This is a genomic window from Carnobacterium sp. (assembly GCF_049673005.1).
GTDB lineage: Bacteria > Bacillota > Bacilli > Lactobacillales > Carnobacteriaceae > Carnobacterium_A.
This window is the reverse complement of sequence record NZ_JBATXB010000033.1, coordinates 13,122-30,214: the sequence shown is the minus strand read 5'-3', so window position 1 is coordinate 30,214 and position 17,093 is coordinate 13,122. Positions and strand designations below refer to the sequence as shown.

19 protein-coding genes are annotated in these 17,093 nt (G+C 34.1%); all 19 read left to right on the top strand.

Annotated features, from left to right (window positions below; all coding sequences use genetic code 11):
* The first annotated feature begins 39 nt into the window (after nt 1–39).
* Complete coding sequence (gene dapG, locus WBF61_RS02960) at nt 40–1,257, top strand: aspartate kinase (RefSeq protein WP_424253753.1); 1,218 nt, start codon at nt 40–42, stop codon at nt 1,255–1,257.
* Nucleotides 1,258–1,357: 100 nt separating this feature from the next.
* Nucleotides 1,358–1,903 (top strand): YqeG family HAD IIIA-type phosphatase, encoded by a 546-nt coding sequence (locus tag WBF61_RS02955; protein WP_424253751.1) that lies wholly within the window; start codon nt 1,358–1,360, stop codon nt 1,901–1,903.
* On the top strand, nt 1,896–3,011 hold the full coding sequence (gene yqeH / locus WBF61_RS02950) for a ribosome biogenesis GTPase YqeH (protein ID WP_424253850.1): 1,116 nt from the start codon (nt 1,896–1,898) through the stop codon (nt 3,009–3,011). Before WBF61_RS02955 ends, yqeH begins: the two co-directional genes overlap by 8 nt.
* A 42-nt stretch (nt 3,012–3,053) precedes the next feature.
* Nucleotides 3,054–3,374: a ribosome assembly RNA-binding protein YhbY gene (gene yhbY / locus WBF61_RS02945; RefSeq protein WP_424253750.1), complete on the top strand. Its 321-nt coding sequence runs from the start codon at nt 3,054–3,056 to the stop codon at nt 3,372–3,374.
* Nucleotides 3,375–3,394: 20 nt separating this feature from the next.
* Nucleotides 3,395–4,051: a nicotinate-nucleotide adenylyltransferase gene (locus tag WBF61_RS02940; protein ID WP_424253849.1), complete on the top strand. Its 657-nt coding sequence runs from the start codon at nt 3,395–3,397 to the stop codon at nt 4,049–4,051.
* Nucleotides 4,035–4,640 (top strand): bis(5'-nucleosyl)-tetraphosphatase (symmetrical) YqeK, encoded by a 606-nt coding sequence (gene yqeK / locus WBF61_RS02935; RefSeq protein ID WP_424253847.1) that lies wholly within the window; start codon nt 4,035–4,037, stop codon nt 4,638–4,640. Before WBF61_RS02940 ends, yqeK begins: the two co-directional genes overlap by 17 nt.
* Before the next feature lie 10 nt (nt 4,641–4,650).
* Nucleotides 4,651–5,007, top strand: a complete 357-nt coding sequence (rsfS, locus tag WBF61_RS02930; RefSeq protein ID WP_424253748.1) for a ribosome silencing factor — start codon at nt 4,651–4,653, stop codon at nt 5,005–5,007.
* Nucleotides 5,008–5,012: 5 nt separating this feature from the next.
* Complete coding sequence (locus WBF61_RS02925; RefSeq protein WP_424253746.1) at nt 5,013–5,747, top strand: class I SAM-dependent DNA methyltransferase; 735 nt, start codon at nt 5,013–5,015, stop codon at nt 5,745–5,747.
* 117 nt (nt 5,748–5,864) lie between these two features.
* A complete protein-coding gene (recQ, locus tag WBF61_RS02920) occupies nt 5,865–7,634 on the top strand; it encodes a DNA helicase RecQ (RefSeq protein ID WP_424253744.1) in 1,770 nt (589 codons plus the stop codon).
* A gap of 14 nt (nt 7,635–7,648) precedes the next feature.
* Nucleotides 7,649–8,845, top strand: coding sequence for a nucleotidyltransferase (locus tag WBF61_RS02915; RefSeq protein ID WP_424253742.1), 1,197 nt, complete (start codon nt 7,649–7,651; stop codon nt 8,843–8,845).
* Between the two features lie 127 nt (nt 8,846–8,972).
* Nucleotides 8,973–9,539, top strand: coding sequence for a YceD family protein (locus tag WBF61_RS02910; RefSeq protein WP_424253740.1), 567 nt, complete (start codon nt 8,973–8,975; stop codon nt 9,537–9,539).
* A 66-nt stretch (nt 9,540–9,605) separates the two neighbouring features.
* Complete coding sequence (gene rpmF / locus WBF61_RS02905) at nt 9,606–9,785, top strand: 50S ribosomal protein L32 (RefSeq protein WP_085560280.1); 180 nt, start codon at nt 9,606–9,608, stop codon at nt 9,783–9,785.
* 199 nt (nt 9,786–9,984) lie between these two features.
* Nucleotides 9,985–10,368 carry a DUF3397 domain-containing protein gene (locus WBF61_RS02900; RefSeq protein ID WP_424253739.1) on the top strand — a complete coding sequence of 128 codons (384 nt, stop codon included), beginning with the start codon at nt 9,985–9,987 and terminating at the stop codon, nt 10,366–10,368.
* 220 nt (nt 10,369–10,588) lie between these two features.
* On the top strand, nt 10,589–11,020 hold the full coding sequence (gene mraZ, locus WBF61_RS02895) for a division/cell wall cluster transcriptional repressor MraZ (RefSeq protein ID WP_424253737.1): 432 nt from the start codon (nt 10,589–10,591) through the stop codon (nt 11,018–11,020).
* Between the two features lie 41 nt (nt 11,021–11,061).
* Nucleotides 11,062–12,012 (top strand): 16S rRNA (cytosine(1402)-N(4))-methyltransferase RsmH, encoded by a 951-nt coding sequence (gene rsmH, locus WBF61_RS02890; protein WP_424253735.1) that lies wholly within the window; start codon nt 11,062–11,064, stop codon nt 12,010–12,012.
* A 36-nt stretch (nt 12,013–12,048) separates the two neighbouring features.
* Nucleotides 12,049–12,435 (top strand): cell division protein FtsL, encoded by a 387-nt coding sequence (ftsL, locus tag WBF61_RS02885; protein WP_424253734.1) that lies wholly within the window; start codon nt 12,049–12,051, stop codon nt 12,433–12,435.
* Nucleotides 12,432–14,603 (top strand): penicillin-binding protein, encoded by a 2,172-nt coding sequence (locus WBF61_RS02880; protein ID WP_424253732.1) that lies wholly within the window; start codon nt 12,432–12,434, stop codon nt 14,601–14,603. The genes ftsL and WBF61_RS02880 overlap by 4 nt, the downstream gene beginning before the upstream one ends.
* A 20-nt stretch (nt 14,604–14,623) precedes the next feature.
* Complete coding sequence (locus WBF61_RS02875; protein WP_424253731.1) at nt 14,624–16,093, top strand: UDP-N-acetylmuramoyl-L-alanyl-D-glutamate--2,6-diaminopimelate ligase; 1,470 nt, start codon at nt 14,624–14,626, stop codon at nt 16,091–16,093.
* A gap of 22 nt (nt 16,094–16,115) precedes the next feature.
* A complete protein-coding gene (mraY, locus tag WBF61_RS02870; protein ID WP_424253729.1) occupies nt 16,116–17,084 on the top strand; it encodes a phospho-N-acetylmuramoyl-pentapeptide-transferase in 969 nt (322 codons plus the stop codon).
* The last annotated feature ends 9 nt before the right edge of the window (nt 17,085–17,093 follow it).

Genomic DNA, 17,093 nt, shown 5'->3' with positions numbered 1-17,093 from the left:
TTGGTTATAGGAAGATTTAAATTTAAAGGATGGTATAAAATGAAAATTTTAGTTCAAAAATTTGGTGGAACATCAGTTAAAGATGACACTAGTCGTGCAGCAGCAGAAAAGCATATTTCTCATGCTATATCTTTAGGATATAAGGTAATCGTAGTTGTTTCAGCGATTGGACGTTTAGGAGACCCATACGCTACTGATTCTTTACTTTCGTTAATCGGAGGGACTCGAAGCTACTTAGATTTGCGTGAAAAAGACATGTTGCTTTCAGTAGGTGAGACTATCTCTACGGCTGTTTTCACAAATGGTTTAAAAAAGAATGGAATAGCTGCTGTTGGCTTAACTGGACAGGATGCTGGAATAGTTACGAATGAAGATTTTGGCAACGCTAAAGTAAAGAGAATTGATAAGACTGCGATTACTAATTATTTTAAATTTAATGATGTTGTAGTTGTTACTGGTTTTCAAGGCGTGAGTGAAAGTGGGCACATTACTACAATTGGACGCGGAGGAAGTGACACAACTGCAGCCTTTTTGGGATCTTCTTTTGATGCTGAAAGTATTGATATATTTACAGATGTTTCAGGGATGATGACTGCGGATCCTCGTTTAGTTGATAATGCTCAATTTTTAGAAGTAGTCAGTTACCGAGAAGTAAGCAATATGGCCCATGAAGGAGCAAAAGTAATTGATCCACGAGCTGTTGAAATTGCCATGCAGGCTGGAATACCATTACGAATTCGCTCAACTCTCCAACCCGTTACCGATACAGGAACGTTGGTTACACATATCGAAAGTCAAATAGAGCATTACCGTTTAGTCACAGGGATTGCTCATGTTCCAAATTTAGTACAATTTAAAGTTGAAGCTAACCGGAAGACACAGGAAAAAATATTTAACTCATTAGCTAGGTTAGGAATTAGTGTTGACTTCATCAATATTTTTCCGGAACAAATTGTTTTCACATTACCCCAAACAGCTTTAGAGAGCGCACAAAATTTATTTGAAAAACAAGGAGTTACTTACTCCAACATAGAAAACTGTGCAAAAGTTGCAATTGTTGGAGCGGGTATCACAGGAGTACCAGGTATTGTTTCTAAAATAGTGACAACCTTGGCTAATAATCAAGTACCTATTTATCAATCGGCAGATAGTTACACGACTATTTGGATTTTAGTTGCGGAATCAGATTTAAAAGTTGCGGTTAATTCCTTGCATACTGCCTTTTTACAAAATGAGAATCCAACTAAAAACAATTGAGTTTGATTGCTATTTCGTGGTTTTAACGTATAATTGACTAGATAGTAAACAAGAGGGAGTACTGGAGAAGTACTCCTATTTTAATGAGTAGGGAGAAACTATGCTGAATATATTTAAACCAACATGGATGATAGAAGCTATATACCAGTTAACGCCAGAACAATTAAAAAAACAAAATGTAAAAGCCGTTCTAACAGATTTAGATAATACTCTTATTGCTTGGAATAATCCTGATGGGACCCAAGAGCTTATAGAGTGGATTAAAGTAATGAAAGATGCTGGTATTCCAGTTATTATATTATCGAATAATAGTGCGCCACGTGTTGAGAAAGTAGCCAAAATACTAGATTTGGAATACGTTTCTAGAGCTATAAAACCAACAGTAATAGGATTTAAAAAAGCAGAAGAAAAATTGAATCTCCCGAAAGAAGATATTTTAATGGTAGGAGATCAAATTATGACTGATGTATGGGGAGCTAATTTAGCAGGTATCCGTACAGTGTTAGTTAAGCCTATTATTGATAGTGATGCTTGGAACACAAAACTCAATCGTTATATGGAACTGCATATTATGAATTACTTGATTAAAAAAGATCCAAATATGAGATGGAGGAAGTCATTACATGACGAAAGAATTAATGAATGAAGAAGAGTTAAGGTGTATTGGTTGCGGAGCAGTTATTCAGACAACTGACAAAGAACAGTCTGGATATACGCCAGAGTCTGCATTAAAAAAAGGTTTAGAAAAAGAAGAAGTGTATTGCCAACGCTGTTTTAGATTGCGTCACTACAATGAAATCCAAGATGTCCATTTAACAGATGATGATTTTTTGAAATTATTAAATGAATTAGGAACAAAAGATGCTTTAATCATAAATGTTATCGACATTTTTGATTTTAATGGCAGTATGATTCCTGGGCTTCACCGTTTTGTTGGAGATAATCCAGTTCTGTTAGTGGGGAATAAAGTCGATTTGCTACCAAAGTCTTTAAAACGTGGGAAAATGACACAGTGGTTGAGAGAAAGAGCATTTGAAGAAGGGTTACGTCCACAAGATGTTATTTTGACAAGTGCTGTTAAACCTAAAGAGATGGAAGACTTACTGGCGACCATTGAAAAACATCGTAAAGGACGTGATGTTTTTGTAGTCGGGGTAACAAATGTAGGGAAATCAACTTTAATCAATCAAATTATTCATCTGACTGCAGGAGTACAAGATTTAATTACAACATCTCAATTTCCTGGAACGACACTAGACAGAATTGAAATACCTTTAGAAGACGGAAAATTCTTAATCGATACTCCAGGAATTATCCATCGTCACCAGATGGCACATGTCTTGGGAGATAAAGATTTGAAATTGATTGCGCCAAAAAAAGAGATAAAACCAATGGTTTACCAACTAAATGAAGGGCAAACTTTATTCTTTGGTGGTGTGGCAAGGTTTGATTACTTGAAAGGTGAAAGACGATCTTTTACTTGTTTTACATCTAATGATTTAAAAATTCATAGAACTAAATTGGAAAAAGCAGATGAATTGTACCAAAAACAAGTTGGGAAATTATTGCAGCCTCCACGTGAAGATGAAGTTACAGGCTTTCCAGATTTGGTTCGTTTTGAGTTTACCGTTAAAGAAAAAGCAGACATTGTCTTTGCTGGTTTGGGATGGGTGACCATTAACGAACCTGGAGCAATAGTAGCAGGTTGGGCTCCAAAAGGTGTAGATGTTATTATTAGAAAATCATTGATTTAATAAAAATTGGAATCGAGAGATCGATTTAACTGGAGTGGGAAAATGGATTTAACAGGAAAGCAAAAACGTTTTTTAAGAAGTAAGGCACATCACTTAAATCCTATTTTCCAGATTGGGAAAAACGGTTTGAATAAAGAAGTTATTATTCAAATAGGTGAAGCACTTGAAAAAAGAGAACTACTAAAAATTAGTTTACTACAAAATACAGATGAAACAGCCCAAGAAGTAGCCAATAAGATTGAAGCAGATTTAGGATGTGAAGTAGTCCAAATTATTGGTCGAGTCATTGTGTTATTTCAGCCTTCTACACAAGAAAAGTATCAACGAATTTCAACACAAATTCCGACAAAAAGAAAAAAATAATTCGGTGAGGAAAGGTGATTATTTTGAAAAGGCAAGCAGTTTCTTTTAATCAAACAGAGGACTTACTAAATAGAAATCCTTTGGAAATTGAGCGAAAAAAAGTAGGGATTTTAGGTGGAACCTTTAATCCTCCACATGTAGGCCACTTAATAATTGCTGATCAAGTTTGCCGACAACTTGATTTAGATAAAATTTTTTTCATGCCAAGCTTCATTCCTCCGCATCAAGATAAAAAAAGAACAATTGATGCTGTTTATCGCTTAGAAATGGTAGAAGCAGCTATTCAAGATAATCCTTTTTTTTACGTTGAAAAAACGGAAATTGATCGTGGTGGAAAAAGCTTCACTTACGAAACGATGATTCAATTAGCAGAACAGCATCCGGATACCGATTACTATTTTATTATCGGTGGGGATATGGTTGAATATTTACCGAAATGGTACAAGATTGATCAGTTAAAACAGTTAGTTCAGTTTGTAGGGGTAAACCGTCCTGGTTATGCTTTAATGACTGATTATCCTCTTATCTGGGTTGATGTGCCGTCAGTTGATATCAGTTCGACAATGTTAAGAGAAAAAATAAAAAGTAATTGTTCTGTAAAGTATTTGATTCCAGAAAAAACATTAAAATACATTCAAGAGAAGGGATTATATCAAAATGATGATAAAATCAACTGACGTATTTTATAGCAGCGACTATACTCAGCTCACGAGAGATGAATTAATTAATAAGGTTCAGTCACAAATGAGTGAGATACGTTTTAAACACGTGCTTGGAGTTGAAGAAGTTGCTGTCGAGTTAGCACAACTTTACAATGTTTCGATTGAAGCAGCGAGTATAGCCGCGTTAACTCATGACTACGCTAAAGAAAGAAACCCGCAAGAAATGCAGGATTTAATCATTAGTGAAAGTTTGGATTTAGATTTGCTGCAGTATGGTAGTGAGATTTGGCATGGACCTGTAGGAGCAATTTTAGTGAAGAAAGAATTACGTATTGAAGACGAAGAGATAGTAAACGCTATTCGTTATCATACAGTGGGTTCTCCTAAAATGGGTTTGTTGGAACAAATTATTTATGTTGCTGACTACGTAGAGCCAAGCCGTGATTTTCCTGGCGTAGATGAAGCAAGGAAATTAGCTAAAAGTGATTTAGCACAAGCTGTGGCATTTGAAACAAAACACACATTACAGTATCTAATTTCAAAACAAAGAGAGATTTATCCAAAGGCTATTGAAACGTATAATACGTGGGTAGCAAAAAACTAGGAGGAACAACATGACAGCAACAAGCGAAAAAATATTAGGATTAGTAGTAAAAGCAGCAGATGATAAGCGTGCAGAAGATATCATGGCTATGGACGTCAGAGGAGTTTCGATTTTAGCAGACTATTTCGTAGTTATGCACGGAAATAGTGAAAAGCAAGTTCAAGCTATTGCAGAAGAAATTATCAGTCTGTCACAAAAAGCCGGCTACGAAGTAAAACGAGTTGAAGGTAGAGATTCAGCAAAATGGTTATTAATTGATTTAGGCGATGTTGTAGTTCACGTTTTCCATTATTCAGAGCGTGCGTTTTATAATCTTGAAAAATTATGGAGTGATGCACCGTTAGTTGACATCACGGAAATGGTTTAATAAAAATGAGCTATCAAACCTTTGCTCAAGTTTATGATGCTATTATGGATGACTCACTTTATGAACGTTGGGGACATTACGTAGACCAACAGTTACAAAATAAAGGTCAAAGATTATTGGAATTAGCATGTGGTACTGGTGCTTTAGCGGTAACGTTAAAAAAGCGAGGTTATGATGTAACGGGATTAGATCTATCACCTAATATGCTTAGCCTTGCAAATGAACGGGCGTTGTCAGCTGGGCTACAATTGCCTCTAATTGAAGGAGATATGCTAGATTTATCTGAAGTAGGAGAGTTCGAGGTTGTTACTTGTTTTTCAGACTCTATCTGCTATATGCCAGATGAGGAAGCTGTTTTAGGTGTTTTTAAAGAAGTATCTAAAATTTTAGGTTCGACGGGGACGTTTCTTTTTGATGTTCATTCTACTTATCAAGTAGATGAAATTTTTCCGGGATATATGTATAATGACCAATCAGAAGAGATTAGTTTTCTTTGGAAAAGTTATTCAGGAGAAACAAAGCATTCTATTGAGCATGATTTAACTTTTTTCGTTTACGATAAAGAAACTGACCTTTATGAGCGTTACGATGAAACACATAAAGAACGGACGTACTCATTACAAACCTATTATGAGATGCTTAAACAAGCTGGGTTCAGCTCAATAAAAGCTTATTCTAATTTTGGTGATTGCGAAGTAGAAAAAGAATCAGTACGTTGGTTTTTTGCCTGTTCAAAATAAGTAAGTGTGAGTATTAAGTTACTAGTCGCTTCAAAAAAACAGGAAAATCGATACTGATTTTTCTGTTTTTTAATCTATCAGATAAAATATATGTTTATAAAAATGGAGGGTTAAATTATGCTTGAAAAAGCCCGACAATTGTTACAAGAAATTTATGGATACAACGAGTTTAGATCGGGACAAACAGAAGTAATAGAAAATGTTTTAAATGGAAAGGATTCTTTAGCCATTATGCCAACAGGCGGCGGGAAATCGATATGCTACCAAATTCCTGCCTTAATTTTCGATGGTATTACAATCGTTATTTCTCCTCTTATTTCATTAATGAAAGATCAAGTAGATGCGTTAACTGAACTAGGTATATCGGCGACATTCCTAAATAGTACATTGACTACTCAAGAAATGAATGAACGCTTAAGAAATGCTAGTAATGGAGACTACAAGTTAGTTTATGTGGCTCCTGAACGATTTCAAACCGAGGAAATATTTTATTTAATGCAATCAATTAAAGTTTCGGTTATTGCAATAGATGAAGCGCATTGTATATCTCAATGGGGACATGATTTTAGGCCTAGTTATTTATCTTTGTGTGAGACAATCCAACATTTTTCGTATCGACCAACTATCTTAGCCTTGACTGCGACAGCGACACCAATTGTATCAAATGATATCCTTCAGCTATTAAACATTGATGAGGAAAATTATGTCAACACTGGATTTGTACGAACTAATTTAGCTTTTCAAGTTGTTAAAGGACAAGAGCGTAATCGTTATTTATTAGATTATTTGAAAATAAATGAGGGACAATCTGGCATTATTTACGCTAGTACCCGTAAAGAAGTTGAAAGAATTTATGAATTATTGCAATCAAAGAAAATACCTGTAGGAAAATACCATGGCGGGATGAAAGAAAATGAACGAAATGAATGGCAGGAAAAATTTCTTTATGATGAAGTAACGGTAATGGTGGCAACGAACGCTTTTGGAATGGGTATAGATAAGAGTAATGTACGATTTGTTATTCATTATCAGATACCGAAAAATATCGAAGCTTACTACCAAGAAGCCGGTCGTGCAGGACGTGATGGATTACCTAGTGATGCGATTTTATTGTTTTCACCACAAGATATACAAATTCAATATTATTTTGTTGAGCAATCAGACATGGACGAAGAGCATAAAAAATTAGAATATACAAAAATAAGAGAAATGGCTCAATATGGCTCAACTCAAATGTGTCTACAGTGTTATATTGTTCACTATTTTGGTGATCAATGTACTGAATGTGGACAATGTACTAATTGTTTAGATGAACGTGAAGCTATTGACATCACTAAAGATACCCAAAAAGTATTATCTTGTGTTAAGCGAATGGGAGAAACGTTTGGGAAGTCTATGGTTATGAAAGTTTTAACAGGTTCAAAAGATCAGAAAATAAAGCAATGGAAATTTGAAGAGCTATCAACATATGGTTTAATGAACGGGATGCCACAAAAAGAAGTAACACAACTTATTGACTATCTAACGGCAGAAAAATACTTAACACCAACTGATGGACAATACCCCTTATTAAGAATTACTGAAAAAGGTGCTTTGGTACTAAAGGGAAAAAGTAAAGTTACGCGTAAACAAGCTCAGAAAGCTCATAAAGTTGCAATAGATGATCGTTTGTTTGATCGTTTACGTGAAATTAGAAAAGGATTAGCAACATTACAAAAAGTACCACCTTATCTTATTTTTTCAGATGAAACCCTGAAACAAATGTGCCAGGCAATGCCTCAAACTGACAAAGAGTTATTATTGGTTAAAGGCGTAGGAGAAAATAAATTAGAAAAATATGGATCCGTATTTCTTGAAGCATTAAGAGAAATATCAGTTATCAGCTAAAGTGAGGATGTAAAATGAAGAGTTGCGGTCTTATTGTAGAATATAATCCATTTCATAACGGTCATCTTTATCATATCGAACAAGCTAAAAAAAATACAAATGCGGAAATCATTATTGTTGTAATGAGTGGTAATTTTTTACAGCGAGGAGAGCCAGCAATTGTAGATAAGTGGACCCGTGCGCAAATGGCTTTATCTAGTGGAGCCGACTTAGTCGTTGAACTTCCAATAGCTTTTAGTGTCCAACCAGCGGATTATTTTGCTAGAGGAGGCATAGCTTTGCTTCATGCACTAGGTTGTCAGAACTTTTGCTTTGGAGCAGAAACTGGAAAGGCTATCGATTATTACACTATGGTAGAGAAACTTAATAAAAAAGATTCGGATATAGAAGAACGTTTCAATGAACTGAAAAATAATGGTTCTAGCTATGCTTTTCAAATGAACCAAATAATGCAAGAATATCTTCCGGAAACACCTCTTGACTTAACATCTCCTAATACGATATTAGGTCTTGCCTACGCGAAAGAAAATGCTAAATACGCTGATCCAATGAAGTTATTTCCTATTAAACGGATAAAATCTTCATACCACGATAAAGAGATAACGAAGAATCAGGGAATAGCCAGTGCTACTGCTATTCGGATGGAGTTAACTGATACCATAGATAAAGAAAAATCAGTATCTAGTTTAAGAGAATTCCTACCAGAATCTAGCCATAAGTTATTAGTTGAGTCTGAATGGGTAACCTGGGAAAAATATTGGCCTCTGCTCAAGTATCAACTAATTAATCAATCAGTTGAAGAATTAGGTTTAGTTTACCAAATGAAAGAAGGAATTGAATTCCGATTAAAACAAAAAGTTAAGGAGTCAGATAATTTTAAAGATTTTATTTCATTAGTAAAAAATAAACGTTATACTTGGGTGAGGTTGCAACGATTATGTGTATATATCTTATTAAATATTAAAGATGCAGAAATAAAACCACAGATAGACTTGCCTAGAGCGATACATCTATTAGGTTTTAATAAAACTGGTCAGGCTTATCTAAAACAAGTAAAGAAAACTGTTCATTTGCCTATAATTAATAATATAAATAAAAAAAATTCTTCTCTTTGGGAATTAGATATTAAAGCAGGAGAGATTTATAATTTAGGTTATACTACTATAATGCGACCCCAAGATTATCGAAGACAACCAATAATCTTAATTTAATTTTTATTTTCACATGAAAATTTATATGAAAACAAGTATTACAAGCTTTTTAGTGTAAGGTAAAATACGTTGACAAAGGTATGTTAGACTAGTATAATTACCTTTGTTGCTTTAGGAGTGATGAAAAATGAAATGGTCATTAAACGAATTGCAAAAATACCGCTTTGAACCGCTTGTTTTTTCTGAGACAGTTGATTTGAAAAAGTCATTGACAAAGAGAGATAAAGAAATTTTAGACGTATCTCCAATTCTTTTGGAAGGAAATCTAATTGTTCAAGAAAACGAGATCTTGCTTCATATGGTTGTTTCATTAAATGTGACACTACCTTCCGCAAGATCATTAGAACCAGTATTAATACCTTTATCTTTAGAGGTAGACGAGATTTATATTCCAGAAAATGTAGCAAGTCGCGAATTTGATGAAGAAGAAGGAACGGTTATTCAACTAGAGAATGATTGGCTCGACTTATCCGAAGCAATAGAAGATGCGGTCTTGTTAAATATTCCGATTCAGGTGTTTACTGAAGAAGAAGAAGAGGAAAATAAAATGCCAAGTGGAAATGATTGGGTTGTTATGTCTGAGGATGATTTTATATCAGAAAAAGCAGCACAAAAAGCTGAAACTTTAGATCCTCGTTTTGCAGGTTTGAAAGATTTATTTAAAAATGAATCTGATGATAAGAAGTTAGATTAGAGCTTAAATCTTCTCTTTTCAAACTAACAAATAAAGAGCAGAAGAAATTTTAAGGAGGTGTAGATAATGGCAGTACCAAAAAGAAGAACATCAAAAGCTAAGAAAAACAGACGCCGTACGCATTTTAAATTAGAAGTGCCTGGCATGAATGCTTGTCCTAACTGTAGTGAATTGAAAAAAAGTCACCACGTTTGTGCAGCATGTGGCCACTACGATGGAAAAGAAGTAGTAAGTAAAGAAGCATAATACTAACAGTATCTTGAGATAATGTTAAAAACACCCTTGAGACCATGGCTCAAGGGTGTTTTACTTTGCAGAAAAATACATATGATTAACTTAAAGGACCCAAATAGTATAACTATACAAAAATACAAAATTAATGTAAATTGAACAAGAGATCAATTTAAAAGGTAGAATTATTATTTTAATTGAAAGGAGAATAAACTTGAATCAATCTATGTTTAAGTTAGCGGATATTGTTCTTTATATTATACCAATTTTATTACTATATATTTTTAGCAAAAGTATTAATAATCATTTTAAGAAACAAGAAATTAGAATTAAGCTTGCAGATTTGATGGTCCCTTATTTGATGATGGGTATCCAAATTCTAAGTATACAAACTTTCAACATGTCTATCTTTCCTTACTATTTAATTATTCTATTTAGTTTAGGTATGATTATTGCGATTTTTCTAGCTTATAAAAAAGGAGAAATTATTTATAGTCGCTTTTTTAAAACATATTGGCGCTTTGTATTTATATTTTCTTTATTCACATATTATTCTTTAGTAGGAGTTAATATTTTAAATAAATTACTGATTTTTTAAGTAGTAAGATGGATTTTTTAATCTATCTTACTACTTTTTTGTTTTTTATTTGGGAAAAGTCACCACCTAGGTATTTACTATATGTTTCTTTTGTTTAAGATAAACAACCAACAAATAGTTCAATAGTCTTTTTTTTTTGAAATGTATCTTATTATTGTGGTGGAAAGTGGGGCAATGTGGTAGACTAAAAACATCTACTGATGGTGGGGTGAGTTTAGACATGTTAATGGGTGAATATAAACATAATATTGATGCAAAAGGTCGATTAATTATGCCCGCTAAGTTTCGTAATGACTTAGGGACAACTTTCATTTTAACCAGAGGATTAGATGGTTGTCTATTTGGTTACCCAAAAAACGAATGGTCTATACTTGAAGAAAAGCTTAAACAGCTCCCATTAGCAAAAAAAGAAGCTCGCGCGTTTACGAGATTTTTTTATTCCGCAGCAACAGAGTGTGAATTAGATAAACAGGGAAGAATTAACATACCTCAAACATTAAGAGAACACGCTGATTTACAAAAAGTTTGTCATGTCATAGGAGTATCGGATCGTATTGAAATTTGGAGCGAAAGAAAGTGGAATGATTTTTCAACTGAAGCAGAAGAATCATTTGATGAAATCGCTGAAAATATGATTGATTTTGGATTTTAAGAACGTATCATAAATTAGTTTAAGAGCTAGGTGGGGAAAAAATGACAGAATTTAATCATGAAACAGTCTTACTTCACGAAACAATAGATAAATTATCTATTGTACCAGATGGAATCTATGTTGATTGTACATTAGGTGGAGCGGGTCATAGCGAATATTTACTTTCACAACTAAGTGAAGACGGTCATTTATATGCTTTTGATCAAGATTCGAGAGCTATTGAAAATGCTGAAATTCGATTAGCTAGTTATGTAGAAAAAGGAATGGTCACATTTATTAAATCAAATTTTCGCTTTATAAAAGAAGAGTTAAATGCTCTTGGAATAAATGAAGTAGATGGAATATATTATGACTTAGGAGTCTCATCACCACAATTAGATGAAGCCCAAAGAGGTTTTAGCTATCATCAAGACGCTCCTCTAGACATGAGAATGGACACAGATGCACCATTAACCGCAAAAGAAGTCGTTAATTCTTGGACTTACCAAGATTTAGTACGCATTTTTTATCGTTATGGTGAGGAGAAATTCTCAAAAAATATTGCGCGTAAGATAGAAGCATCAAGGGAAGAGAAAACGATTGAAACAACTGGAGAATTAGTTGAAATCATTAAAAGTGGTATTCCAGCACCAGCTAGAAGAAAAGGCGGACATCCTGCAAAGAGAGTTTTCCAAGCGATAAGAATCGCCGTTAATGATGAATTATCTTCTGTAGAAGACTCACTTGAAGAAGCGATTAGTTTATTAAAAGTAGGAGGCAGAATTAGCGTAATCACATTTCATTCATTAGAAGATCGAATTGTAAAATCAATTTTTAGAGAATACGCTAAAGGACCAGAATTACCACCAGGATTGCCAGTTATCCCAAAAGAATATATAGCTGAACTAAAGTTAATTACTCGAAAACCAATCTTGCCAAGTGAGAATGAATTAGAAATGAATAACCGTTCTAGAAGTGCAAAGTTAAGAGTAGCAGAAAAACAAAGAAAATAGGAACTTTAAATAGGGGTTAGGAAGGAAGTTATTTAAATGTCTTTTAATAGTAATCTAGCTAGAAAAGTTGAAATGGAAATCCCTCTACAGTCGCCACTTATCACTCCTGAGCAAACAATTAGATCTGTACATAAACCGACATCTAAACAGACACTTGTATCTCGGACAGAAAAGATGTTAATTGGTATGATTATGGCTATAGCCTTCACCTTAATTGCAGTTAGCATTTCCTTAGAAATTAATATAGCAAGTACCAATCGCAGTCTACAAGATACTAAAAATTCTATTATAAATACAACAGCAGTAAATAATAATTTGGAACAAGAAGTCCAAGAATTGTCTAGATATGATCGTATCTACAAGATTGCTAATAATCAAGGGTTAAAAATGAATGAAGCGAATGTAAGGAATGTTATTAAATGAAAAATAAAAATCCTTTAAAAAACAGAAAAAAAATAACGATCCTACTTTTTTTCGTTACCTTAACGACATTTATGGTATTTGTGGGACGTTTTACTTATATTATGGTAAAAGGAGAAATTAACGGAGAAGATTTATCTCAAAATGTTAATAACCTCTATACAAGAAGTAGCGTACTCGAAGCAAACAGGGGAGCCATTTATGATATGGGCGGCAATCCTGTTGCCGTGGATGCTACTTCTTATTCGTTAATTGCTGTTTTGACAGATAAGTGGTCAAATACACCTGAGAAACCCCAACATGTAGTAGATAAGCAAAAAACAGCGAGAGCCTTAGCTAAATACATCGCGATGAGTGAAGAAGAAATTTTGAAAAAATTAAATCAAAAAAATGTAAATCAAGTCGAATTTGGTTCAGTTGGGAAAAAATTAACGTACGATATTAAATCTTCAATAGAAGAAGAAAAATTACCAGGAATTATTTTTAATGAAACGCCAACTAGGTTGTATCCAAATGGGATATTTGCATCACACATTGTAGGATATGCAGAATTACCTACAAATGAAGACGGTGAAGTTAGTGAAGATTCCTCAAATGCTGATTTATCTGGTTTAATGGGGATTGAACAAGCATACAATGATGTGTTGACGGGTAAAGACGGAGCGATTGAATATCAGAAAGACAGTTTTGGTTACGTCTTACCTAATTCTACTATAAAGTCCACAGATCCAGTAGATGGTAAAGATATTTATTTAACTTTAGATAAAAGGATGCAAGTTTATTTAGAAAGTATTATGACTGAAGTTAATGATAAGTATAAACCAGTTGGCATGACTGCGACGCTAATGAATCCAGAAACGGGAGCGATTATAGCGGCTTCTCAAAGACCTTCATTTAACGGAACAACTAAAGAAGGAATTGGTGATTTATGGCAGAACTTGCTGGTCGAAAATACATTTGAACCTGGTTCAACAATGAAAGTATTAACACTTGCGGCAGCCGTTAATGAAGGGGTATTTAATCCTAATGAAACTTATATGTCGGGTTCAAAAAAAATTGAAGGCGGGAAAGTAAACGATCATAACGTAAATGGTTGGGGTCAAATCAGTTATTTAGAAGGTTTAGAACGATCTAGTAACGTAGCCTTTGTAAACCTAATGGAAAAAATGGGGACTGAAAATTGGAAAGAATATCTGGATAAATTTGGTATGGGGAAAACAACATCTACCGGTCTACCAAATGAACAAGAAGGATTCAATCCTTACATGTGGCCTCTTGAAAAAGCTAATACATCATTTGGACAAGGATTAACAGTAACGGTTATGCAAATGATGCAAGCTTATTCAGCTGTAGCAAATGAAGGTAAAATGATGAAGCCACAATTTATAAGCAAAATTGTAGATCCTGCAACAGGTAAGGAAACAATTATTGAACCTGAAGTAGTAAGTGAACCTATTTCTAAAGAGTCAGCAGATCAAACTTTAAATTATTTAAAAGAAGTTGTTTACAGTGAAAATGGTACTGGACAAGCGTATAAAATCGAAGGTCATGAGATTGCAGCTAAAACTGGGACGGCACAAATTGTAAATCCCGACACAAAGATGTATTATAGCGGTGGTAACAATTATGTTTATTCCGTCGTTGGAATGGCGCCAGCTGATGATCCTAAAGTTGTATTGTACGTGACAGTGCAACAACCAACAATTAATGATCCTTCTATAATTGGAGGAGATGTAGTAAAAGCAGTTTTTAATCCTGTGATGAAAAGAGCTCTAGAATACCAACATTTAACTGATAAATCCCAAGTTCAAAATTTAAATCAGATCGATATGCCAAAAGTAACGGGTATTTCTAAAGTAGATGCATTAGAGAAATTAAATGAAACAAAAGTAGATGTAACAATCATTGGAAATGGCGATACTGTAGTTCAACAATTGCCGCTACCTCAGGAAACTATTATAAAAAATCAACGTATTATAGTAATGACGAATGGGGCAATGACAATGCCTGATATGAGCGGATGGTCAAAAAACGATGTTCTAAAGGTATCTGAAATTACAGGAATAAAATTTACATTTAAAGGAGAAGGGTATGTAGTCGAACAGAGCCTCATGCCTCAATCTAATATGCAGAATGAAGAAACCATTACTGTCACATTAGCATCTCCTTAAGAATAGAAAAGGTGGATATTATGAAAGCTATTGAATTAATTGCACCACTAGTTATTAAAGGAACCTCTATTAAGATTTCACAAGAGTTATCCATTTCTAAAATAACACAAGATACAAGAGAAGTTGAAAAAGGTTCATTATTTATCTGTATTGTGGGAGCCTTGCAAGATGGTCATAATTTAGTAGAAGAAGCGGTTGGTAAAGGAGCTGCTTTAATTGTGGCTAGTGAAAAAGTAAATGCAGCAGTACCAGTTGTTTATGTGGGAGATACTACAAAAGCGATGGCTATTCTAGCAGATCGCTTTTACCATCAACCTAGTCAAAAATTAAGAGTTATTGGAGTAACTGGTACAAATGGGAAAACAACAGTTACACATCTATTAGATCAAATTTTTAGAAATCATGGAGAAACTACAGGAGTTATTGGTACGATGTATCGACGAATTGGAGACGACCTGTTTACAACTAAAAATACAACACCAGATAGTATTACTTTACAAAAAACATTAAGTGAAATGAATCATGCCGGAGTGACTACCTGTTCTATGGAAGTGTCATCCCATTCTTTAGTACAAGGAAGAGTGTGGGGAACTGATTTTGATATCGCAGTATTTACAAATTTAAGTCAAGATCATTTAGAATATCACCATACAATGGAAGAATATGCACATGCAAAAGAGTTGCTCTTTTCTCAATTAGGAAATAGTTACAAAAACTCACATCCTAAATATGCGATTTTAAATGTGGATGATTCAGTTGGTAGGAGCTACAAAAATAAAACTGCTGCACAAATTTATTCATACGGTATTGAAGTTGAAGCAGATTTTAGAGCACTTAATTTAAAAACAACAAATAAAGGAACTAGTTTTACATTGCTATTTCAAGAAAAAGATTATCCTGTCCATATGCAAATGATAGGTAAGTTTAATGTATCGAATGCTCTAGCTGCTATAGCAACTGCATATGCATCAGGTATGGAATTGTCCAGTATTATTGATTCAATGGAAAAAATTAAAGGAGTAAGAGGACGTTTTGAAGTTGTGCAAGGCGATCAGGACTATACAGTTATTGTCGATTATGCGCACACACCGGATGGATTGTTAAATGTCTTGGGTGCAGTAAATGAAATCAAAAAAGGGGAAGTCTATTGTATAGTAGGGTGTGGTGGAGACCGCGATAGAACGAAACGACCTATTATGGCTGAAGTAGCCTATACTCACTCAGATCATGTTATTTTCACATCTGATAATCCTAGAACTGAGGATCCACAAGAAATTCTTAACGAAATGGTGGTAAACTTAGAAGTTGGAAGCTATCAAATGATTAAAGATCGTAGAAAAGCTATACAAACAGCTATTAACCAAGCAACAACAAATGATATTATTTTAATTGCTGGTAAAGGACACGAGGATTACCAAATTATAGGAACTGAGAAAATTCACTTTGATGACGTTGAAGAAGTAGAAAAAGCAATCAAACTAAAAAATTAAAGAAATTTAGGAGCGATTAAGTATGCATTGGACAGAAATGTTATTGTCAGTCGTTAGTAGTTTTTCATTAACTATTATGGCGATGCCAATTGTTATTGGCTATTTTAGAACAAAACAATTAGGGCAAACAACAAGAGACGAAGGGCCGAAATGGCATGAAGTTAAAACTGGAACACCTACAATGGGGGGGGTTGTCTTTTTGATAGCGTCCGTCATCTCGGCGGTTTGGGTTGGTATTTGGCAAAAAAGTTTTACAATAAGTCTGAGTTTATTATTGTTTATTACACTGCTCTATGGACTACTTGGTTTCTTAGATGATTTTATTAAAATTTTTAGAAAACGTAACTTAGGATTAACTTCTAAGCAAAAATTAATTGGTCAGTTAGTTGGAGGGATTTTATTCTTTATTGTTTATCAATCTAATAATCTTTCAACGGACTTATCGTTTCCTCTTATAGGTTCTATTGATTTAGGGTGGTTCTATGGTGTTTTTTCTTTGTTTTGGTTAGTAGGGTTTTCTAACGCGGTTAACTTGACTGACGGGTTAGATGGGCTAGTTGCGGGGACAGCTGGAATTGCTTACACTGCCTATGCATTTATTGCATGGAATCAACAACAAATAGATGTATTCATTTTTTGTTTAACTGTTGTTGGTGGTTTAGTAGGATTCTTCTTCTTTAATAAAAAACCAGCTAAAATATTTATGGGCGATGTTGGATCATTAGCATTAGGTGGTGGATTAGCAGCAGTATCTATATTGCTAAAACAAGAGTGGTCATTACTTTTGATTGGTTTAATCTTTGTGATCGAAACAGCTAGTGTTATGATTCAAGTTACTTCGTTTAAACTAACAGGGAAAAGAGTCTTTAAAATGAGTCCTATACACCATCATTTTGAAATGAGTGGTTGGAGTGAATGGCGCGTTGTATTAACATTTTGGTTTATCAGCCTTGTTACGGCAGCACTAAGCCTATGGTTCATTATATACTAAATTTTTATA